Source organism: Lactobacillus sp. X-49 (assembly GCF_057063645.1).
The window spans coordinates 1-22285 of record NZ_JBXSQM010000020.1; the positions used below are offsets into that span (position 1 = coordinate 1).

Annotated in this window: 21 protein-coding genes and 1 pseudogene; 13 read left to right on the top strand and 9 right to left on the bottom strand. The window is 34.8% G+C overall.

Features of this window, described 5'->3' with window-relative positions; translation table 11 throughout:
- Positions 1 to 219 precede the first annotated feature (219 nt).
- The 13 genes from ACYIAQ_RS08395 to ACYIAQ_RS08455 all read left to right on the top strand — a co-directional run bounded on the left by ACYIAQ_RS08395 (position 220) and on the right by ACYIAQ_RS08455 (position 12198).
- Entirely contained in the window at positions 220 to 942 is a 723-nt protein-coding gene (locus ACYIAQ_RS08395) for a glucosamine-6-phosphate deaminase (RefSeq protein ID WP_483563383.1), read from the top strand.
- 151 nt (positions 943 to 1093) lie between these two features.
- On the top strand, positions 1094 to 1648 hold the full coding sequence (amaP, locus tag ACYIAQ_RS08400; RefSeq protein ID WP_122019489.1) for an alkaline shock response membrane anchor protein AmaP: 555 nt from the start codon (positions 1094 to 1096) through the stop codon (positions 1646 to 1648).
- 11 nt (positions 1649 to 1659) lie between these two features.
- Complete coding sequence (locus ACYIAQ_RS08405; RefSeq protein WP_483563384.1) at positions 1660 to 1839, top strand: DUF2273 domain-containing protein; 180 nt, start codon at positions 1660 to 1662, stop codon at positions 1837 to 1839.
- 20 nt (positions 1840 to 1859) lie between these two features.
- On the top strand, positions 1860 to 2378 hold the full coding sequence (locus ACYIAQ_RS08410) for an Asp23/Gls24 family envelope stress response protein (RefSeq protein WP_122019497.1): 519 nt from the start codon (positions 1860 to 1862) through the stop codon (positions 2376 to 2378).
- A 544-nt stretch (positions 2379 to 2922) separates the two neighbouring features.
- On the top strand, positions 2923 to 3570 hold the full coding sequence (locus ACYIAQ_RS08415; RefSeq protein WP_122019501.1) for a deoxynucleoside kinase: 648 nt from the start codon (positions 2923 to 2925) through the stop codon (positions 3568 to 3570).
- Positions 3571 to 3585: 15 nt separating this feature from the next.
- Positions 3586 to 4275: a deoxynucleoside kinase gene (locus tag ACYIAQ_RS08420; protein WP_483563385.1), complete on the top strand. Its 690-nt coding sequence runs from the start codon at positions 3586 to 3588 to the stop codon at positions 4273 to 4275.
- Between the two features lie 715 nt (positions 4276 to 4990).
- Positions 4991 to 5632 (top strand): amino acid ABC transporter permease, encoded by a 642-nt coding sequence (locus ACYIAQ_RS08425; RefSeq protein ID WP_483563386.1) that lies wholly within the window; start codon positions 4991 to 4993, stop codon positions 5630 to 5632.
- A gap of 16 nt (positions 5633 to 5648) precedes the next feature.
- Entirely contained in the window at positions 5649 to 6290 is a 642-nt protein-coding gene (locus tag ACYIAQ_RS08430) for an amino acid ABC transporter ATP-binding protein (RefSeq protein ID WP_483563387.1), read from the top strand.
- 13 nt (positions 6291 to 6303) lie between these two features.
- On the top strand, positions 6304 to 7149 hold the full coding sequence (locus tag ACYIAQ_RS08435; RefSeq protein ID WP_483563388.1) for an amino acid ABC transporter substrate-binding protein: 846 nt from the start codon (positions 6304 to 6306) through the stop codon (positions 7147 to 7149).
- A 376-nt stretch (positions 7150 to 7525) separates the two neighbouring features.
- Complete coding sequence (locus ACYIAQ_RS08440; protein ID WP_483563389.1) at positions 7526 to 8833, top strand: NCS2 family permease; 1308 nt, start codon at positions 7526 to 7528, stop codon at positions 8831 to 8833.
- Positions 8834 to 8934: 101 nt separating this feature from the next.
- Positions 8935 to 10389: a DASS family sodium-coupled anion symporter gene (locus ACYIAQ_RS08445; protein WP_483563390.1), complete on the top strand. Its 1455-nt coding sequence runs from the start codon at positions 8935 to 8937 to the stop codon at positions 10387 to 10389.
- Between the two features lie 124 nt (positions 10390 to 10513).
- Entirely contained in the window at positions 10514 to 11824 is a 1311-nt protein-coding gene (locus tag ACYIAQ_RS08450) for an NCS2 family permease (RefSeq protein WP_483563391.1), read from the top strand.
- 95 nt (positions 11825 to 11919) lie between these two features.
- Positions 11920 to 12198, top strand: a complete 279-nt coding sequence (locus ACYIAQ_RS08455; RefSeq protein WP_483563392.1) for a hypothetical protein — start codon at positions 11920 to 11922, stop codon at positions 12196 to 12198.
- 605 nt (positions 12199 to 12803) lie between these two features.
- Here ACYIAQ_RS08455 and gndA read toward each other — a convergent pair.
- From gndA to ACYIAQ_RS08500, 9 genes and pseudogenes are all read right to left on the bottom strand, one after another.
- A complete protein-coding gene (gndA, locus tag ACYIAQ_RS08460; RefSeq protein ID WP_483563393.1) occupies positions 12804 to 14189 on the bottom strand; it encodes an NADP-dependent phosphogluconate dehydrogenase in 1386 nt (461 codons plus the stop codon).
- 106 nt (positions 14190 to 14295) lie between these two features.
- On the bottom strand, positions 14296 to 16098 hold the full coding sequence (gene spxB, locus ACYIAQ_RS08465) for a pyruvate oxidase (RefSeq protein ID WP_483563394.1): 1803 nt from the start codon (positions 16096 to 16098) through the stop codon (positions 14296 to 14298).
- 264 nt (positions 16099 to 16362) lie between these two features.
- Positions 16363 to 18261: a tRNA uridine-5-carboxymethylaminomethyl(34) synthesis enzyme MnmG gene (mnmG, locus tag ACYIAQ_RS08470; protein ID WP_483563395.1), complete on the bottom strand. Its 1899-nt coding sequence runs from the start codon at positions 18259 to 18261 to the stop codon at positions 16363 to 16365.
- A gap of 10 nt (positions 18262 to 18271) precedes the next feature.
- Positions 18272 to 19657, bottom strand: a complete 1386-nt coding sequence (mnmE, locus tag ACYIAQ_RS08475; RefSeq protein WP_483563396.1) for a tRNA uridine-5-carboxymethylaminomethyl(34) synthesis GTPase MnmE — start codon at positions 19655 to 19657, stop codon at positions 18272 to 18274.
- A 105-nt stretch (positions 19658 to 19762) separates the two neighbouring features.
- A complete protein-coding gene (locus tag ACYIAQ_RS08480) occupies positions 19763 to 20632 on the bottom strand; it encodes a YidC/Oxa1 family membrane protein insertase (protein ID WP_483563398.1) in 870 nt (289 codons plus the stop codon).
- A gap of 1 nt (position 20633) precedes the next feature.
- Positions 20634 to 21002, bottom strand: coding sequence for a ribonuclease P protein component (gene rnpA, locus ACYIAQ_RS08485; protein WP_483563399.1), 369 nt, complete (start codon positions 21000 to 21002; stop codon positions 20634 to 20636).
- A gap of 51 nt (positions 21003 to 21053) precedes the next feature.
- A complete protein-coding gene (gene rpmH, locus ACYIAQ_RS08490) occupies positions 21054 to 21194 on the bottom strand; it encodes a 50S ribosomal protein L34 (RefSeq protein ID WP_003549412.1) in 141 nt (46 codons plus the stop codon).
- 177 nt (positions 21195 to 21371) lie between these two features.
- Positions 21372 to 21662, bottom strand: a complete 291-nt coding sequence (locus tag ACYIAQ_RS08495) for a hypothetical protein (protein ID WP_233551622.1) — start codon at positions 21660 to 21662, stop codon at positions 21372 to 21374.
- Positions 21663 to 22108: 446 nt separating this feature from the next.
- Positions 22109 to 22285: pseudogene (locus tag ACYIAQ_RS08500) on the bottom strand (IS30 family transposase); the annotation flags it as partial.

A 22285-nucleotide genomic window follows, 5' to 3' on the forward strand; every position in this document is an offset into this window, starting at 1 on the left:
ATTAAGCGAGTTCATTGGTAACTTCTTTCTAGAATTGATTGGGTAATTACATTCTATCAAAGAAGTCCAATGGACTTTTTTCATTTTTTAATTAGGGCAAGTGTTCAACTTCATTTTACAATTTACCAATATTATAAATTAGTGGAATAAGATTTCTTCTATTGACAAATTGGCATATACCAATTTATAATTAATTTAGTTATTTTGGGAGGAATACATATGAAAGTTATAATTACAGGTAATAAAGCTGAAGCAAGTACAAAAGCGTTTGAAATCTTTAAAGAAAGCATCGAAAGTGGTGCTAAAGTTATTGGTTTAGCCACTGGTTCCACGCCTGAAGATCTTTATCAACAATGGACTAAGAGCAATTTAGATAACAGCAAATTGACTAGTATCAATTTAGATGAATATGTTGGTCTTTCAGCCGATAATGACCAAAGCTATCATTATTTTATGCAAAAGCATTTATTTGAACAAAAGCCATTTAAGAATTCATATGTACCTGATGGCATTAAAGCTATCAAGGATCCTGAGGAGACTTCTGCTAATTACAACCAGATCATTCAGGACAATCCAATCGACATCCAACTTCTCGGTCTAGGACAAAATGGTCACATCGCTTTTAATGAACCCGGAACCTCTTTTGATTCAGTCACTCATGAAGTGAAACTAACCAAAAACACTATTAAAGCTAACTCTCGGTTCTTCAGCAATATTGATGAAGTGCCTAAATCTGCAATTTGTATGGGAATTGCTAATATTATGTCTGCTAAAAAGATTGTAATCATGGCTTTTGGCGAAAATAAAGCCGATGCTGTCAAGAAGATGGTTGAGGGGCCAGTAACTGAAGAAGTCCCTGCCTCCATTTTACAAAATCATGGCAACGTTACTTTAATTGTCGATCAAGAAGCCGCAAGCAAATTAAATGAAAATTATCGTTAATATCTTGTCATACCTTTTTAAAGAGCTGCTTTAAGTAGCTCTTTTTATTTTAATATATTAACGCAATATTGTATATGATTGGTGCATATCATTAGGCTGGCTAAATATTGTGTATTATAATTAGGATATACTTAGAAAGGATGGTGATTAATTGAAGCGGAGTAAAAAATGGTTACTGATCCTCTGGATAATTTTATTATTACCCATACCAGTTTACCTTCTTTGGGAAAATAATAATCTTTGGCAACAATATTTAAAGATTAGCTTGCCTTCATTAGGTAAGCTTAACCCAATTTTTTCCTGGTACTTAGTAGGTATCAGTGCAGTTATCCTTTTAATACTAGTTATTAGTTTGATAACCATCTTATTCTGGCCAGTACAACGATACTTCAATTTAATTCATAAGCGGGACGGACAAGTTAAAATCACCAGTAAAGCAATTAATGGTTATGTAATGAATTCTTTAGCGGACTTACCATATTTGAACAAAGCCAAGGTTGATTCAAGGTTAACTAATCGTAAAATTAAAATACGGATTAGTGGTGATCTCGGTTCTAGTGAAAACGTATCAAACCTGCTTAATGATTATTTAGCAGAACTGGAAAAAAACCTCAAACAATATTTAGGAATTGAGCAGAAGCCCAAAATCAAAATTAAATTTGTAAACTATCATTCTTCTGCTAAATCAGAACAACGAGTTCAATAAAGGAGGCAGAAATGAAAGAAAATTTACAAAAGTACTTTCCAGAAATAAGTGGTGCAATACTTGGAATACTATTAGCACTTTGCTTTATAGGATTGGGATTTTTTAAGACGATTTTTGTAATAGTAATGTTAGTTGTTGGTGCTTTAGTTGGTCATTATGGACCATTGCTTAAAAATTTAAAAAACAAATAAACATATGAAAGGAAATTTATATGACAGAAAATAATTCAAAACACGAAGTTAAAGGTGACTTAAATTATGATTCAAAGGTAATTCAAAAAATTATTGGAATTGCTTTATCTGATATTAAAGGACTCCTAACAGTTAATGGTGGTTTCTTCTCAAACTTAGCTGATAAAATCGTTAATACCGACGATGTTACCAATGGCATCAATGTTGAAGTTGGCAAAAAGCAAGTTGCCGTTGACATTGAAATTGTCGCAGAATACGGTGTTGAAATAGCCAAGTTATATGACCAAATCAAGAAAAAGATTTATGATAAAGTTAAAGAAATGACCGGCTTGGATACAGTTGAAGTCAATGTTACTGTTGTCGATATTAAGACTAAAGAGCAACATGAAAAAGATTCCGTTAGCTTGCAAGACAAAATCACTGGCACAACCAAAGATGCTAAAGAAAAAATTGGTAGCCGCGTAGATAAAGTTGAAAACAAAATTGATGATAAGACAGAAGATATTAAAAAAAAACAAATGACTAATAGAGTAAACTAAACTTTAACTGGGGTGTAATCAAAAAGTTTATCATTTACTAATTAGTTTTAAATACACGATCCCAATATTTATTGGGGCGTGTATTTTATTTGTTAGGTCTTTTAATATTGTTAAAACAATATACATAAATTTAAGTATCCATTTAATTTATCCTAACAAGCTGATCATAAAATCGTTCAGATAATTACAGTTCAACTAAGTAAACAGCTGTTTCTCCAAAAACATCATTATAGCAGTCACTTTTTTGAAACACAGTCTGAGTAATAATCATTAATTTAGGTGTATCTCAGTATGTCTAACAATTATGAAACACCTCAATTGCGTGAGATTAATTCATAACTACATCTCTTTCTAGTTTCAACCAAGATTTTTATAAGTTTCACGTGTAACATGTTTTGTGATCAATAGACAAGCAAAAAATTGTACTGTATTATACAAAATCACTTGACATTTGCCATCCAATTTCAATTTATTTTCCTCTTGTTTGCCACTATATATTGTACTAAACTAGGAAGTAATCAAGATATAGTATTTAAGAAAGAACGTGATGACAGTTATTGTTTTAAGTGGGCCAATTGGAGCCGGTAAATCCAGTTTAACCAGTATTTTAGCTGAACATTTAGGTACACAAGCTTTCTATGAGGGAGTTGATAATAATCCGGTCCTTCCCTTGTATTATCAAGATATGAAACGATATACTTTTTTGCTTAATATCTATCTACTCAACCATCGTTTGGCTCAAATTAATCAAGCAATTAAGGAAAAGAACAGTGTTTCGGATCGTTCAATTTATGAAGATGCTCTCTTCTTTAAAATGAATGCGGAAAATTCTGTTGCTGATCCAACAGAATTTAAAATTTACGATAGTTTGCTGAAAAATATGCTGGAAGATACTCCAGGTAATCCGAGTAAAAAACCTGACTTATTGATCTATATTCACGTATCACTTGATACCATGCTAAATAGAATCAAAAAGCGCGGTCGCTCTTACGAGCAGATAAGTACGGACCCCAGCTTAAAGGATTATTATTCGCGCTTGATTAATTATTACGAGCCATGGTATGAAAGTTATAACGCATCACCGAAAATGTCAATTGATGGTGATCAGTTTGATTTTATCCTCGATGAAACTGCTAAAAAAGAAGTTTTAAAGCAAATTGACGATAAACTGCTTACGATTGGAAATTTATAATGAAGAAGGAAAGTGATGACAGTTATTGTTTTAAGTGGGCCAATTGGAGCCGGTAAATCCAGTTTAACCAGTATTTTAGCTAATTATTTAGGAACTAAACCTTTTTATGAAAGTGTTGATGATAACCCCGTCTTACCACTCTTTTATGCAGATCCTAAAAATTATGCCTTTTTATTACAAGTATTTTTCTTAAACACACGTTTTAGAAGTATCAAAGATGCATTGACTGATGACAATAATGTTCTTGATCGCTCAATTTATGAAGATGCTCTCTTTTTCCAAATGAATGCCGATATAGGCCGTGCAACTAAAGAAGAAATTGACACATACTATGAACTTTTAAATAATATGATGACTGAGCTTAATCATATGCCAAAAAAGAACCCTGATCTATTAGTTCACATTAAAGTGTCATATAATACAATGCTTAAAAGAATTAAAAAACGTGGTCGTCCTTATGAGCAACTTAGTTATGATGCAACACTTGAAGACTATTATAAACGTTTATTACGCTATTATAAGCCGTGGTATGAAAATTATGATCACTCGCCCAAAATGGAAATTGATGGCGATCAGCTTGACTTTATGACCAATGACCAAGATAGGGAAATTGTTCTAGATCAAATTGTTAAAAAGTTAAAAGAGATTGGAAAATTACCTCAATCATGGGATAAATCAACTGAAATTGAAATTGCAGAACAATAATATACAACCTAATTAAAAACAGTCAGTCTAAAAGACAATATTCTTTTTTCTAGATTAGAATAAATTATTAATTTTTTAGTTAAGGACTAATTCTTGATATACGATCAGGATTAGTCCTTTTTATTTGTCCTTATTTCTTTTGCATTGCAATACTCGACGTAGTCTTTAATTACATCTTCTAGTTTATCAAGATTTTTCAAATTTTCTCAAAGCCGTAAAACATTTCACAATTAAGAATCATTAAGAGTTGCATAATCCTATGAATCATGGACTAAAATAGAAATTTTAAGTTCTTAAATTAAGAAATTTCTAGTCCTTGGTGTGAAATAGTGGCGGGCATAACCTTTTAACTATAAACTTCAATGATTAGTGTCCAGTAAATCTTTTGCTCAATTAGTTACAACTCATTTTACATATCTTTGATTAATATTATTCCTAAAGACGTTAGAAATATAAAAACGAGTAAGAATTTGAAAATCATGTCAATCTAGCAGAAAAACTAAATTGTTAATACTTATTTGAGCAATATCTTATATGTCTCAATTCAATTGAAATTCATTTTACATGAAAAGCTGTTAATATTGGTAATTAAAACATCAACTTTAGATCATTTATGTTATGCTTATAGATAATTTCTTGCATGTTTGATCACGACAGCTAATAAAACATTAAAACATGCACCTACTGGAAAAATGAATTATAAAGGAGTTAACCAATGAATTACATTATCTCAATCTTGCCCTCCTTACTTTCAGGTGCGCAAATGACTTTACTTTTATTTTTCTGGACAATTATTATTTCTATTCCTTTAGGAATTATTGTTAGTATAGGCTTATTGTCTCCTTTTAAGCTCTTACGGCTGTTCTTGAAATTTTATGTCTGGATTATGCGCGGAACACCCCTATTACTGCAGCTTATTTTCATTTTTTATGGGTTACCAATCATTGGAATTATTTTCCAACGTTATGACGCCGCTTTATTTGCCTTAATTATTAATTATTCTGCTTATTTTGCAGAAATTTTTCGTGGCGGTTTTCAATCCGTACCTACATGTCAATATGAAAGTGCCCATGTTCTCCAACTTAACTCCTGGCAAACTCTTCAACACGTTATTATTCCCCAAGTTAACAAAATTGTGATACCGTCAATCGGCAATGAAATCATTAATCTTGTTAAAGATACTTCCTTGGTTTACGTAATTGGATTAGGCGAACTTCTACGAGCCGGAAATGTTGCAACAGCACGTGATGTCACCTTAATTCCTCTTATCCTAGTCGGTGTTATTTATTTGATAATGACTGGTTTAATTTCGTTTCTATTGAAGCAAATAGAACAAAATTATTCAAAGTGGAAATAAGTGAAAAGGAAAAATTATGCTTGAATTAAAAAATATTACTAAAAAATTTGGTTCAAAAGTTATTCTAAATAAGCTTAATCTTACAATCCCTGATAAACAAATTCTTGCAATTGTTGGCTCATCTGGTGCAGGTAAAACCACCTTACTACGCTGTCTTAATGGACTTGAAAAAGTCGATGAGGGACATTTTTATTGGAATAACAAAGAGTTCAACCCAACTCAACCTCGTCAAAATGAACAAATTATGGGCGTTGTCTTCCAAAACTACGAACTTTTTCCTAACTTAACAGTAATTAATAATATAACGCTCGCTCCAACCCTAGTATCAAAAGAAAAACTTTCCGTCGCTCAAGAAACTGCTCGAAAACTGCTTAATGAACTTGACTTAGTTAACGCAGAACAATTATATCCTTACCAACTTTCCGGAGGACAAAAGCAACGAGTAGCCATTGCTCGAGCAATGGCTATGAAACCTCGAATTTTATGTTACGATGAGCCAACTTCTGCATTGGATCCAGCATTACGAAACAAAATTGCAGATATCATTTTACAACTAAAAAGCCAAAATCAAATAACACAAATTATTGTTACCCATGATATGGAGTTTGCTAATCAAATCGCTGATATGGTTTTTACAGTTAATGCTTTAGATAAATGAGAAGGTAATCTGAGTGAAGACTAAACGTTTTGTGACTTTAATATTATTATTTATTTATAGTTTGATTTTATCTGCTTGTAGTGGCATTACTATTGGCCAGCATACTAACTCTACTGACAACTGGGAACGTATCAAAGAGCGGGGCTATATTACCATTGGAATTGATGATACATTTGTACCTATGGATTTTCGGCAAAACAATGGCCAATTAGTTGGTTATGACGTTGATTTAGCCAATGCTGTTTTCAAATTATATGGTTTGAAAGTAAATTATCAAACAATAGATTGGTCAATGAACACTACAGAACTACGTAATGGCACAATTGATTTGATTTGGAACGGTTTTAGCAAAACACCTGCTAGAGAAGAAAAAGTTGCTTTTAGTAAAACTTATTTATATGGCTCACAAGTTTTAGTAGCATTGAAAAAGAATAAAATCAATCGTCCTCAAGCAATGAAGAATAAAACTTTGGGCGTCCAAACAGGCTCTTCTGGATATAACGATATAATGAACTATCCTACAATTTTTAAAAATCAGATAAAAAATCAAACCCCTATTCTTTATGATTCATTTACAAATGCATTCATTGATCTCACTGCTCACCGTATTCAAGGGCTCCTAATTGATAGTACCTATGCAAATTACTATATTTCTCATCAAAAAAATCCGGCACAATTTACTGAAGTTGCTACCCCATTTTCAAGAGAAGAATTTGCAGTCGGTCTTCGGAAAAACGATCATTTTCTCCAAAAAAAGATTAACTATGCTTTGAATAAATTCAGTCAAGACGGAACTCTAAAAAAAATTAATGATAAATGGTTTGGCAATCGTGCACAATCACCATTATTGAATAACTAATATCCCGAAAACATTCTTAACAGTTGATTTTAACTCAATAACTAGTAGACATGCCGCATTATTAATTTTTTTACCCCAAGCAAATTATCGAAACAATTTATTCTTTTATGAATATTTCCCAGGAAATACTTACATCTTGGTCATTTCATATTCTCTAATATCTTCTTTATAACCATAATTTTACTTAATTGAACTGGCTATTACAAAATTTAAGTTAATTTGTGACTTTATTATCTAAAGTTACTCAGTAAATAATATTATATTTCAAAATTATTTTCACATATAATTCGTATTTACATTAATTTGTATCAGTGTTACACTATAGAAGTTGTTTAATTTGCCAAAAATACGAACATTTATCCATAGGAGTAATCAAATGAATTTTATAAAAAGCTATTTTCAGCTTAATAAATATAAAACAAGTATAAAAGTGGAATTTTTAGCGGGCCTGACGACTTTTATAAGCATGTCTTATATTTTGTTTGTTAATCCAAGTGTTTTAGGCGCTAGTGGAATGGACAAGGGAGCCGTTTTTACTGCAACAGCCTTAGCTAGTGCTCTAGGCACTGCACTGATGGGGATTATCGCTAACTATCCAATAGGTGAGGCTCCCGCTTTAGGTATTAATGCATTCTTTGCTTACACCGTTTGTGTGGGCATGCATGTTTCATGGCAAACCGCATTAGCAGCTGTTTTTGTTTCTTCAATAATTTTTATCTTAATTACTATGTTTAAACTAAGAGAAAAAATCATCAATGCAATCCCTGCAGATTTAAAATTTGCCATTTCTGCAGGAATTGGGCTTTTTATTGCCTTTTTAGGTATGCAAGATGGCGGTTTAATCGTTGGTAATAAGTCTACCCTAGTTGGTCTTGGCTCATTGCATGATCCTGCAGTTTGGATTACTATTTTTGGATTATTAATAACGGTTATTCTAATGATTATTAATATTCCTGGTGCTATCTTTATCGGAATGGTTTTAGCAGCCATTTTTGGTGTTATAACTGGTCAAATTGCATTACCTAATAAGATGATTTCTTTAGCACCAAGTATTGCGCCAACTTTTGGGCAAGCTGTTTTTCACATAAAAGACATTAATTCACTTCAAATGTGGGTTGTCGTTTTAACTTTTCTGCTTGTCACCTTTTTTGACACAGCTGGTACTTTGATTGGCTTGGCACAGCAAGCTGGTTTTATGAAAAATAATAAAATGCCCCGAGTTGGTAAAGCCTTAACTTCAGATTCTACAGCAATGATGGTGGGATCAATTTTAGGAACTTCACCCGTAGGTGCATTCGTAGAATCAAGTGCTGGAATTGCTGTCGGTGGGCGCACTGGCTTAACTGCTGTCTTTGTAGCCATTTTCTTCTTAATTTCAATGATTTTTAGTCCTCTATTAAGCTTGTTTACAACTCACGTAACCGCCCCAGCATTGATCATTGTTGGCGTGTTAATGGCTCAAAATACTTTGCACGTACATTGGGATAAAATGGAGATCGCTGTCCCTGCTTTTTTAATTTTAATTGGAATGCCACTGACTTATTCAATTTCTGACGGTCTGGCTCTTGGAATAATTACCTACCCAATATGTATGATTGCTGCTAAACGTGGTAAAGAAATCACCCCTATGATGTGGATCTTATTCATCGTCTTTATCATCTTCTTATGGGTTCTAAATTTCTAAAGACTTTACTATTAAACAAAATATATCTATGGTAAAATGTGCAAATGTAGTATATGTTGTTTTGCATCAATATATTAACTTAAATTTCAAAAGAGGTCTTTATGAAAGCACTTGAAAATATCGATTACAAAAAATTCATTATGCCGATTGTATTAGGTTTAATCTTTTGGTTCACTACCCCTATACGTCCAGCTGGAGTAACAGTTGCAGCATGGCATATGTTAGCAATTTTTATTGCTACTATTGCTGGTTGTATTACTTTACCACTTTCTATTAGTGGTGTTACTTTAATTGGTTTTACTTTAACTATTGTTTTAGGCCTAGTGCCCTTAGCTGATAAAGTAGTAAATGGCAAGGTAATTGAAAAGGGAGCAATTAATGCATTTGCCAACTCGTCAGCTTGGCTAATCGTTATGGCATTCATGATTTCACGTGGAATTGTTAAAACAGGTTTAGGTCAAAGAATTGCCCTTTATTTTGTTAAATGGTTTGGACATAAATCCTTAGGTCTTGGTTACGCGATTGGAGCAATTGACTTACTTGTTTCCCCAGCAACACCTTCTAATGCTGCCAGAGCAGGTGGTGTTGTTTATCCATTAATTAAGTCCTTAGCAAATACCTTTGGTTCAAAACCTAATGATCCTTCACGTAAAAAAATGGGTTCTTACCTTGTCTTTACTGAATTCCAAGTTAATATTATTACATCATCATTATTCATGACAGCTTGTGCCCCAAACTTAATTGCCGTAGCTTTGGCTAGCAAAGCTGGTGTTACACTAAGCTGGATGCCATGGCTAATGGCTAGTATTGTACCTGCTGCTATTTGCTTAATTACAGTGCCATATTTTATTTACAAATTATATCCTCCTGAGGTTAAAGAAACTCCAAATGCAAGAGAGTGGGCGACAGATCAGCTTAAAGAAATGGGTAAGTTAACCATACCTGAAAAAATGATGGCGATAATTTTTGCCATTACACTAATTCTATGGATGCTTTCTAGTACATTAGGAATTGATGCCACTCTAATTGCCTTTATCTCTGTAACTTTATTGTTACTTACTGGTGTTCTTTCACCTAAAGACTTATTAAGTGAAACAGGAGCTTGGAATATTCTAATTTGGCTTTCTATTCTTGTTTTTATGGCAGAAAAGTTAACTCAATTTGGTTTCATTGGTTGGATCTCTAGCAGTATTGCTGCTGAAATTAAAGGAGTTAATTGGCTAGTTGCTTTAATAATTTTAGCTTTAGTACTGTTTTATACCCATTACCTATTTGCAAGTGCCACTGCACATAACTCTGCAATGTATTTACCGCTTTTAACAGTTGCCATTGCTGCTGGTGCCCCTAAAGTAATGGCAGCACAATTTTTGGCAATGTTTTCAGCGATTATGGGATCAACTACCCACTACTCTAGTCCAGCAGCTTCTGTTTTAGCATCATCAGGATATGTTAAGCAAAATGAATGGTGGAAGTTAAGTTTTATCTTTGGTATTTTTTACATCTTGGTTTACGGAATCATCGGGCTAGCATGGATGAAAATTATCGGTATGTGGTAATTTTAAAAAACGAATCTAAAAAGATTCGTTTTTTTAATTTCTTGTAATTATTTTTCATTAGAATCATACGCTTATGCTACACTAGATAATGTATTTTATTATTTAAATATTTTTTGGAGGAAAAATGATGACATTAGAAAAAGTCTTTCATTTAAACGATGCTCATACCACTGTCAAACGTGAGTTAACTGCTGCATTAACCACCTTTGTCAGCCTCTCCTACATCCTTTTTGTTAACCCGAACATTTTACATGCAGCAGGAATTGATAAGGGAGCTGCCTTTACAGTTACTGCATTATCAATTGCAATTGGCTGCTTTATTATGGGACTAGTAGCAAACTACCCAATTGCCTTAGCTCCAACGCTAGGCAGCGCTGCCTTTTTTGCTTATAACGTCTGTGGCGGTATGCACATTAATTGGCAAACAGCGCTCGCAGCGGTTTTAGTTGCCTCAGTCCTTTTTATTTTAATTACAGTTTTAAAACTACGAGAAAAAGTAGTTGATGCAATCCCTCAAGATTTAAAATATGCTATTTCTGCCGGAATTGGCTTATTCATTGCTTTTATAGGCTTACAAAATGGTAAACTAATCGTCAACAGTGAATCTAATCTAGTCACTTTAGGCAAGTTTAATACACCGGCAGTTTGGATCACACTTTTTGGATTAACTCTAACCGTCATCTTAATGGCCTTAAATGTACCTGGTTCAATTTTTATTGGAATGGTTGTAACCGCAGTTTTTGGCGTTATAATCGGACAAATTGCCGTTCCAAAGGCAATTATAGCCAGTGCACCAAGTATTACTCCAACTTTTGGTCAAGCTATTTTCCACATTAAAGATATCAATACACCGCAATTATTTATGGTTGTTCTAACATTTTTATTAGTTACATTTTTTGACACTGCTGGAACCTTAATTGGGATGACCGAACAGGCCGGTATGGTAGATCAAAATGGCAAAATTCCGCGTATTGGAAAAGCCTTTTTATCTGATTCCTTAGCAATGGTTGAAGGTGCAGTTCTTGGTACGGCTCCACTTGGAACTTCAGTTGAATCAAGTGCCGGAATAGCTATGGGCGGACGTACAGGTTTAACGGCAATTTTTATTGGTATTTTCTTTTTAATTAGTATGATTTTTAGCCCATTATTAGCCGTAATTCCAACCACAGTTACAGCACCTGCATTAATTATTGTTGGTGTTTTAATGGCTGGTAATCTTAAAAAAATTAACTGGGACAAATTCGAAATTGCCTTTCCAGCTTTTCTAACTGTTATTGGAATGCCTTTAACTTACAGCATTTCAGATGGTTTAGCTTTAGGAATGATTGCTTATCCCATTACGATGATTGCATCTAAACAAGCCAAAAAAGTTTCACCAATGATGTATGTCTTGTTTATAGTATTTATTATCTTTTTCTTAATAACCAACATGTAAAATCAATTTATTAAAGCCATGACAACATGGCTTTTTTATGATATAATTATTAAAAAAGCAAGTTATGATAGTTAACAAACTAAGAGGAACTATGAATGAATAAATTTTATAATAACTATAAAGTTGCATTATCGTTTACAATTTTGGCCATACTTTCTAGTTTAAATTTGATCTTTAGTTCCAATTATTACAAAATGATGGTTGGTCTAGGCTTTATTTTTATAGTAGCAATAATTTCATTTAGTATAGATTATTGGTTTAATAAGCATACTTTTAGAACTAATTACCACTTCAATAAAAAAGGTATTGCCGCCTTAATTGATTATTTAATTGGTATTATTTTATTGGGAACCGCTTACCTTCTTTTAGTTTAAAACGTCTGAAGTAAAGTTGTTACAAGTGTAACACAGCAACTGATTTTTTATCAACTTAAAACTGTTAGAATCATGAAAAAAAGTCCCAAAAGTTAAATAACTTTTGGGACTTTTTTATGATTAAATTATTTAAAAGATCAAAAATTGAACCTTTTCATTAATGGCTAAATAATCATTTAACTAAAACTACCACCTTGATTTTTTCAATTGCTTGAAAATTCTTGATGAACTTTATCATCATTACTTTCTAACCTTCATTTAGTCCGTACAAAAACAAGCCTTGACCAACCATATTTCTTTGAGAAATTTAGACTTAAAAGTTTAATATTTTATCAATTAGCCACATAAATACAAAAAAGCAAATATAATATCAAACCCACAGAGCTAGAAATAAATCTAAACAAGAAACTACTTCAATAGTAAATCTACAGTTGCCTATTATAAATCTTATACAAAATAACGAACAAATCATGTGCAGACTAAAGGGCTTGACGCCGATTGAATATCAACTACAAGCCCTAATATGATAAACATTTACAACATTAGTCCAATTCAGGGACTCATTTAATTATTACTAATTTCCTTATGTTACACGTGTAACATAATTATTTTTCTTCATACCATTCAGTGTGATAAACACCTTCACGATCATTTCTCAAGTAAGTATGTGCACCAAAATAATCACGCTGACCTTGAATTAAGTTAGCTGGCAAACTTGGATTGAAAATTGATTCTAAGTAGTTTAATGATGCACTTAAAGTTGGTGTTGGGATACCAGCTATAGTAGCAAGTTCGATAACTTTCCGCAATGCAGGAATATTCTTTTCCATTAAGTCACTGAAGTAAGAGTCTTGGAACATATTATCAAGCTTCTTGCTATCCGCAAATGCTTTCTCAATATCTTTAAGCATTGATGAACGAATGATACATCCAGCTTCCCATGATTGTGCAATTGCTGGATAACGTAGATCCCACTTGTAAGCATCAGCCGCCATCTTAAGTTGTTGGAATCCTTGAGCATATGCAACAGCTTGGCTTAATTGTAATGCTTTTTCCAAATTAGTAATCAGATCTGTTGGAATTTCTCCGATCCATTTAATTTCTTTGCCTTCACGCGTAGTAGCCTTTGACATGAATCGAGCAAGCACAGCTTCAGCGATTACACTAATTGGTACTCCGAGGTGAACACCATCTTCAAGCATCCAATTGCCTGTACCCTTGTATGAAGCGATATTCAAAATATGGTCAATTACGTAATCAGGAGTCAATTCATCTTTTTGCTTCAAAACTTCAGAAGTAATTTCACTAAGATATGCTTGAACTAAACCTTGATTCCAATCAGCAAAAATCTTTGACATCTCATTGTTAGATTTTCCAGCAACTTTACGCAAAATATCGTAAACTTCGGAAAATTCTTGCATAATGCCATATTCGATACCATTATGAACCATTTTAACGTAATGGCCACTTCCTTCTGGTCCGATAAAACTAACACATGGTTGGCCCTCAGCGTTCTTAGCAGCGATTGCTTCTAAAATAGGCGCAACTTTGCGGTAGGCTGCTTCATCACCACCAGGCATCAAAGCTGGGCCATTTAAGGCACCTTCTTCGCCACCTGATACTCCCATACCGATAAAATGGATACCATGCTCCTGCATCTTATGAAACCGCCGATTAGTATCATGGAAATTTGAGTTACCACCATCTAATAAAATATCTCCTTTATCAAGTAAAGGTAGTAATTTATCTAAAGTTTCATCAACTGGTTTACCAGCCATAATCTGAATTAAAATTTTTCTCGGCTTTTCTAATGAATTAACAAATTCTTTCCAAGAATAAGTTGGTTTTAATTTTTTATCTTCATACTTTGCAAAAGCATCAACTTCTTGTTTATCAATACTAAAACCAGAAACGGAGAAACCATTATTTCTAACATTTAAAGCTAGATTTTTACCCATAACTGATAGACCGATAACACCAAATTGTTGCATATTTATTCCTCCACTGTTAAAAATCATTCCCTATTATTATACTTGTAAGGACGAAAAAAAGCGAAACTTTCAAAAAGTTTCGCTTTTTTATTACAAATTAAATTTATTAATGTTCTGAAGCACCTGAAGTAGTGTCTGACTCTTCTTCTGGTTCTTCTTCAGTTTCTGAAGCGCCTGAAGCAGTATCAGTAACTAAACCATATTTTTCAGCAAAGTAGCTAAATGGCTTCAAGTCTTGTGCTTGATACTTCTTAACAAAGTCTGGATCATCAAGGGTATTCAATTCAGTTGAGTATGGCATGTCATGAGTGAACTTGATGTCGATTAACATTGGTCCATCCATTTGCTTAAATTCCTTAACTGCGTCTTCAAATTCCTTCTTAGTACGTACAGTTACACCCTTAACGTTCATACCTTCAGCAACCTTTGCCCAATCATTATCTGGCATAATAACACCTGATAATGGTTGGTGTGACTGGTCAACTTGTTCAGCTTCAATGAAACCTAAAGTTTCGTTAGTGAATACAACGTTAAGAATATGCATGTTGTAACGAGCTTCTGTCAATAATTCTTGACTCATCATTGCAAAGCCACCGTCACCACCTAAGTTCCAAACTTCACGGTCTGGATGAACAGTTGCTGCTGCGATTGCAGCTGGTGAACCAAAGCCCATAGTTGCATATAAGCCTGAAGTTGCCCAAGTTTGTTCGTCATGTAAGTTTACCAAACGTTGGAAGTCAATGTTGATGTTACCAACATCAATAGCAAATTGAGCATTGTCATCAGCAAATTTATTAATAACATCAAAAATTGGTTCACGACGAATTGGCATTTCATCGGAGTCATCGAAACTGTGCTCCCAATCTTCCCAGTTCTTACGATCATCAATAGCTGCCTTATAAAGTGGTGATTCTTCACGTGCTTCACCAGCATCAATAATTGCTTGCAAAGTCTTAGCACCATCAGCTAAGATTGGAACTTCAACATTGTGACGTTTACCCAATTTTTCAGAATCAACATCAATTTGAACAACCTTAGCTTTAGGATCAAAGAAGAATACTGAGAATGGTGAGTTGTTACCAACCCAAATTACAGCATCTGCATGCATTTGAATATCATCACTAGGTTTTGGAGCAACACGACCAATTGAACCCATGTATGCAGGAAATTCGTCTTCAACAATACCCTTAGCAATAACTGATGAAAGTAATGGTGTCTTGAACTTCTCTGCAAAAGCCTTTAATACATCCCCATGACCTTTCATACCTATACCGTAGTATACAACTGGATTCTTAGCTTCTGCTAATACTTTAACAGCTGCATCAACGTCTTCCTTCTTAGGAGCAGCATAGTTAGGAATACTTGAAATAGTGTTGTATGTTACACGGAAGTTGTCATTAATCTTATCCCAACCAAAGTCCTTAGGAATAATTAAGACAGCTGGTCCCTTCTTAGCATAAGCTTGACGAAGAGCTTCATCCATCATTCCAGGAATTTGATCTGCAGTTTTAATTTGGTGATTCCAAACAGCAACTGCATCAAACCAAGGCTTTTCATCAAAAGCTTGGAAGAAGTCAATATCTTGGCGACTAGTTGGTACGTTAGCAATAATAGCTACCATTGGTACCTTGTCGTATTTAGCATCGTATAATCCATTCATCAAGTGAACAGCACCAGGTCCAGCTGAACCGAAACATACTCCAGCTTTACCAGTGAACTTATATTCAGCTGCTGCCGCTAAAGCACCAGCTTCCTCATGTCTAACCTCAATGTATCTTAACTTATCTTTGAAATCGTGGATAGCATTCATTGTTGAATCGAATGAACCACCTGGAAAACCATAAATATGATCAATGTGCCAGTCCAATAAAACTTGGAGCATAGCATTTGAGCCATTAATTTTTGCCATTTTAAAGTGCATCTCCTTAAATACATGTTACTTACATACTGTATTAAAACATATAATTTCACAATTTCAAGTATATTAAATTCTAAGCTATTACAAATATGTAAGCGCTACATAAAAATATAAGTTTCACAAAGTTTAATTATTTTTTATCCATTTTCTATAATATCAGTTTTTATACTTGTGATTGCCTGATCATTGAGTCGATATTTATGTACTACTTTCCTTAAATTTTTTTATAAAATATTTTTTAAATTTTTGCTAAATTTATCTTTTTACTTTTGCATAATGACCATTTTGAACATAAACACTTAAAATGGCAATGTCAGCTGGATTAACTCCTGAAATTCGCTCTGCTTGAGCAATAGTTTCTGGACGGATTTTCTCAAATTTTTGACGCGCTTCTGTTGCCAAGCCTTCAATCGCTTCATAATCAATCTTAGTTGGAATTTTTTTAGCTTCTTGCCGATGCAATCGATCAATTTGTTGCTGTTCTTTTTGAATGTAACCAGCATATTTGACATTAATTTCAATTTGTTCTTTAACATAGCGATCATTCGAAATAGACACCCCACTCAATTGTTCAATATCGACAATTTTGACACGTGGACGTCGTAAAAAGAGGTCTGCTTTAATACCTGCAGTCATTTGCCCCTCACCAATTTGAGTTAAATATTTTTGCACCTGTTTTTCAGGATGAATTGTGATATTTTGAAGCACATTAGTTGCTTTCTTAATCTGCTTTTTTTTGGTCAAAAATTGATCATAACGTTGCTGCGAAATGAGTCCTAATTCGTAACCATAGTCTGTCAATCGCAAGTCAGCATTATCATTTCGCAAAATCAAACGATATTCTGCCCTTGAAGTAAGCAATCGGTAGGGTTCTTCGGTTCCCTTAGTAACCAAGTCATCAATCAAAACGCCGATATAAGCCTCATCACGCCCTAAAGTAAACCCAGGCTTGCCAGCAGCACGCAGCGCTGCATTAATTCCAGCAATTAATCCCTGACCAGCTGCTTCTTCATATCCAGAAGTACCGTTCATCTGGCCTGCAGTAAATAAGTTTTTAATTATCTTGGTTTCTAGCGTGTGTTTAAGTTGCCACGGATCAACCACATCATATTCAATTGCATAACCCGGTCGCATCATTTCTGCATGCTCAAGACCCGCAACGGAGTGTAACATTTTTAGTTGTATTTCTTCTGGCATTGAGGTTGAAAAATCGCCAACGTATACTTCTTTTGTATCCTTTCCCTCTGGTTCAAGAAAAATCTGATGCCGTGGTTTATCTGCAAAACGAACAATCTTTGTTTCAATCGAAGGGCAATAACGTGGACCCACACCCTTGATTTGACCTGAAAACATCGGTGAGCGCGACAGATTGTCATTAATAATCTCATGCGTTGCTTGATTAGTGTATGTCATCCAACAAGAAACCTGCTCTTTGAGATAATCTTCATCCCTGCTTTCAAAAGAAAAGTGACGCGGTGTTTCGTCCCCTGGTTCCTCTTCTGTTTTAGAATAGTCAATCGTATTGCTGTTAACACGTGGTGGGGTTCCCGTCTTAAAGCGCCGCAACTTAAACCCCAAATTCTCTAAATTTTCAGATAACTTGATAGCTGGAATCGTGTTATTAGGTCCTGATGAATAATTTAATTCACCAATATAGATTCGACCACGTGCAGATGTTCCAGTGGTTAAAACAACACTTTTTGCATAATATCTAGCACCAGTATTAGTGATTAATCCTTTACATATTCCTTTTTCTACAATCAGTTCATCAACCGTAGCCTGACGTAATGTAAGATTTGGAGTGTTCTCAATCACATTTTTCATATGCTCATGGTATTTCCACTTATCTGCTTGAGCTCGAAGTGCTTGCACAGCAGGTCCTTTACCCGTATTAAGCATTCGCATTTGAATATACGTGGCATCAATACTTTTACCCATCTGACCACCAAGTGCATCAATTTCACGTACAACCGTTCCTTTGGCAGGGCCGCCAACCGAAGGGTTACATGGCATAAAAGCAACCATATCCAAACTAATCGTTAACAGCAAGGTCTTTTCACCCATTTTTGCACTAGCTAATGCGGCTTCACAGCCTGCGTGCCCAGCACCCACAACGATTACGTCGTAATCGTTCGAATCGTAACTTTTAATCATCTTTTTGCACCTATTTTCCTAAACAAAATTGACTAAATAATTCATTAATCAGTTCATCTGGACTGCTTTCACCAGTTATTTCTCCAAGTGTATTCCAAGCACCCGTAAAATCAATTTGAGCAATATCTAGTGGGACTTCACTATCTAATGCAGCTATTACGTCCTGAAGCTGTTTTTTAGCCTTTTCAAGTAGTCCTACTTGACGCTGATTAGTTACCATTATTTGATCATTAGAATTTTCTATTCCACTAAAGAAAAGTTCATTAATTGCTTGTTCTAATAGATCAAGGTTTTTCTCATGCAAAATAGATGTAGCTATTACTTTACTACCAGTTAGCTTCTTAATCTCTTCTACACTGATTCTTTGACCTAAATCTGTTTTATTCAAAACAGCTATTCGTTTTTTATGATTAGTCGCTTTAATTAATGCTCGATCTTCTAACGATAATTTTCGACTTGCGTCAAAGAGTAACAAAACTAAATCTGCCTGAGCCAATGCTTGCTTCGAGCGCTCAACTCCTATTTTTTCCACCTTGTTATCGGTAGCACGAATTCCTGCCGTATCAATTAATTTAAGTGGAACACCCTTAACTGAAATATATTCTTCTAGCGTATCTCTTGTAGTACCTGCAACATCGGTAACAATTGCTGTGTCACTTTTTGTTAAATAATTAAGAAGGGATGATTTACCAACATTTGGCTGACCAATAATAGCAGTGGCTAAGCCATTACGTAATATCGTGCCTTCAGTAGCAGTTTTCAACATTTCATCAATTTTTTCGATAACTGCTTTTGAAACCTTGGTAATCTGTTCAGCAGTAATTGTATCCGCATCATATTCAGGATAGTCAATATTGACCTCAACATTGGCCAATGTATCTAAAATTTGTTGGCGCATAGCTTTTATTTTTTTCAGCAATCCACCTTCTAGTTGCTTTTCCGCGACTTGCCGAGCCCGATCTGTCTTAGCCCGAACAATATCCATGACACTTTCAGCTTGGGTTAAATCAATTCGACCATTAACAAATGCCCGCTTAGTAAATTCACCCGGTTCAGCCATTCGGGCACCGCTTTTTAACAACAGTTGCAAAATACGATTGGTTACAACAATCCCACCATGACAATTAATTTCGACAATGTCTTCACGTGTAAAAGTCTTGGGTGCAAGCATCACGGACACCATGACCTCATCAATCACCTGATTATTTTCTGGGTCAATGATATGCCCATAATGAATTGTATGGCTTGAAACTTTAAGTAGATTACCACCTTTAAAAACCCTATTGGCAATTTCTACGGCCGCATCACCGGACATTCGCACAATCGAAATGCCACCTTCTCCAATCGGTGTAGAAATAGCAGCTATTGTATCAAATTCTGTCAAAGTTTGTGCCATAATTTAACTCCTTTCAATAAAAAAAGCGCATTACAACATCATGAATAACCATGATGTATAAAGCACTTTGACTACTTTATCTAAAAATCATTTTAGATTAGCTATTTATTTTTTCCGTTTTAACCGTTTATATGTTTTCCTTAATTGCCGTTTACGCTCACGCTCGGCTTGTAACTTGGCCTCCTGCTCACGCCGGTATTTAATCGGATTCTGCAAGATAAAAGTTTGACCAACTTGAAAGAGATTAGAAATCACCCAGTATAAAACTATTGCTGACTGGAAATAAATTCCCATTACACCAACTACAATTGCCATTCCATAAGTCATCATCTTGGTTGATAAATTTTGTGATTCCTTGGGCGTTGATAATTGGCTGATATACGTTGACAAAAACGTTAAAATCATTGATAGGATTGGCATAATGAAATATGGATCAGGTTTACCTAAATCCATCCATAAAAACCGACCAGTCAAAAGTTGTGGTGTACGCCAAATGGCACCGTATAAAGCATACATCACAGGCAGCTGAATAATTAGTGGCAGACAGCCCGCATAAGGATTGATACCAGCTTCTTTATAGAGCTTATTAGTTTCTTGCGAAAGTAGTGTCCGCGATTCTGTATCATTACCAGAATATTTTTTGCGTAAAGCATCAATTTCAGGTTGCACACTCTGCATCTTGGTCGTGCTCTTAATTTGAATTGCACTTAATGGATACAAAATTATGCGAACAATTATAGTAAAGACAATAATTGCCCAGCCATAATTGTTGTTCATCAGTTTAGCAAGCCATAATAAGAACGTTGACATATAATAAATTATCCAGCGATCCCACCAGTTGCCACTTGTATGTGAAACTGGGGCTGGCTGCTTGGTAGCTGCTGACGCACAGCCCGTTAGCACAACGGCCAGTGTTATCACTGCTAGTAGCGCAAGCACACGCTTGACATTCTTTTTAGTTAAAATGTCCCTCACTCTAATCTTCCTCAACTTCTTCAGATTTTTCTTCAATAATTTTAGCCAAAACAAGTGCATGAAGCAGATTTTTTCTTACTTCTGCCATTGTAAAGTCACGCGCATATGGTCGGGCAATCACTAAAAAATCAATCTGCGGCTCAATTGCTGATTTATTCTCAATCAGGGTTGCACGAATATAGCGTTTAAGGCGATTACGAACTACTGCCCTATGCCCCACTTTTTTACCGACTGAGATTCCTACACGAAAATGAGCATTCTCTGGTTGATCTATTCGGTAGATGACAAACGCTCGATTAGCAACTGAATTACCAGCTATAAAAACTCGTTGAAAATCATTTTCAGTTTTAACTCGATAAGACTTTCTCAAAATGCTTCATTCCACTCTTGTATATTAAAAAAACCACTGGGATTCAGTGGTTTAAGCAGATAAGACTTTTCTACCCTTTGCACGGCGTCTAGCCAAAACCTTACGGCCATTTGATGTGCTCATCCGCTTCATAAAGCCATGAACGCGTGAACGATGACGCTTTTTAGGTTGGTAAGTTCTTTTAGTTGTCATTAAACTACACCTCCAATTTTTTATATGCTAACTGCACAATTTAGTATCTAGAATATCATGATTAAAGTAAAAAACCAAGTAAAATCGAAAAAAAGATGGAGTTAATCACTGGATAGACAGATAATTGATCATAAATTATTCTCAAACAAATCCGCAAAGCTGGTCATAAACACATTCTTATACCAAATCGTCCTTGCCGATTTGGATTGAAGGATAGTGCTCCAGCGTGGGCAAATCCGTGTCAAGAGGGCAGCTGTAAACCATGTAGTAATCGTCTTTTGCAGCCGCGGTTAGTTCCGCAAATTTCTGCCGGGCTTTTTGACAATTATGAGTCGCATAAACTACGCTAACCACACCTACTTTGACCTCAGCATCCCTGCTACTGTGTTCAACACTGCCTCTCAATATTAACTTCAGGTTACCATCGTCTTTCAACCCTTGCTTAATATAGTCTTGTTCATTAATCAATCGCAATTCCTCCGCACTTAATAAACAATCATTATCATCTAATGATATTCAGCTAATAGTATAATGTCAAGCGCTTTCTTAGAAGTGCTTCAGGATAAAAAACGACACTTGATAGCCACTTCAATATAACCATCCGCTTTTATGCGGTATTGTATGTTCTCAAGACGTAATTAAGCTTATAATAGTAGTAAAGACATTGACTAAGTATCCGAATTGAGGTGCCACCAATGACAACAAGTGAATTATTAAAACAATATCGCCTGCGCGTAAACAAAACCCCAAGAGAATGGGCTGGAACAGCAATCAGCCCTTCTTTCTATATCCAAGGTGGAAAAGGACCTCAATCGGATCACTGCCGATGACTTGATCAAACTTTTGGACTATAACGGCATCCCGGTTGCAGATTTTTTACATAATTCGAAAATTGCAATTTTAAGTTGAACACCCTACTTGATTTGATAGATGCAATCTAATCTTTTCTCATATAATTCATCGAGAGTGTGGTAGGCTAAGATTTTGCGCGGCAGGTTATTGCACCATTCCTCAATGCCGTAGATTTGGATCATATCATAATCCTTGATGTATTTGCCTTTAGGAATGAAGCGCCTGATTAACCGGTTGTG

Coding starts and splice junctions, on each gene's coding strand:
- ACYIAQ_RS08430 (WP_483563387.1), top strand. CDS start 5,649: ATGCTTGAATTAAAAAATATTACTAAAAAATTTGGTTCAAAAGTTATT.
- ACYIAQ_RS08405 (WP_483563384.1), top strand. CDS start 1,660: ATGAAAGAAAATTTACAAAAGTACTTTCCAGAAATAAGTGGTGCAATA.
- rpmH (WP_003549412.1), bottom strand. CDS start 21,194: ATGACAACTAAAAGAACTTACCAACCTAAAAAGCGTCATCGTTCACGC.
- mnmE (WP_483563396.1), bottom strand. CDS start 19,657: ATGGCACAAACTTTGACAGAATTTGATACAATAGCTGCTATTTCTACA.
- mnmG (WP_483563395.1), bottom strand. CDS start 18,261: ATGATTAAAAGTTACGATTCGAACGATTACGACGTAATCGTTGTGGGT.
- ACYIAQ_RS08395 (WP_483563383.1), top strand. CDS start 220: ATGAAAGTTATAATTACAGGTAATAAAGCTGAAGCAAGTACAAAAGCG.
- ACYIAQ_RS08440 (WP_483563389.1), top strand. CDS start 7,526: ATGAATTTTATAAAAAGCTATTTTCAGCTTAATAAATATAAAACAAGT.
- ACYIAQ_RS08450 (WP_483563391.1), top strand. CDS start 10,514: ATGATGACATTAGAAAAAGTCTTTCATTTAAACGATGCTCATACCACT.
- ACYIAQ_RS08420 (WP_483563385.1), top strand. CDS start 3,586: ATGACAGTTATTGTTTTAAGTGGGCCAATTGGAGCCGGTAAATCCAGT.
- spxB (WP_483563394.1), bottom strand. CDS start 16,098: ATGGCAAAAATTAATGGCTCAAATGCTATGCTCCAAGTTTTATTGGAC.
- ACYIAQ_RS08455 (WP_483563392.1), top strand. CDS start 11,920: ATGAATAAATTTTATAATAACTATAAAGTTGCATTATCGTTTACAATT.
- ACYIAQ_RS08445 (WP_483563390.1), top strand. CDS start 8,935: ATGAAAGCACTTGAAAATATCGATTACAAAAAATTCATTATGCCGATT.
- ACYIAQ_RS08410 (WP_122019497.1), top strand. CDS start 1,860: ATGACAGAAAATAATTCAAAACACGAAGTTAAAGGTGACTTAAATTAT.
- ACYIAQ_RS08425 (WP_483563386.1), top strand. CDS start 4,991: ATGAATTACATTATCTCAATCTTGCCCTCCTTACTTTCAGGTGCGCAA.
- gndA (WP_483563393.1), bottom strand. CDS start 14,189: ATGCAACAATTTGGTGTTATCGGTCTATCAGTTATGGGTAAAAATCTA.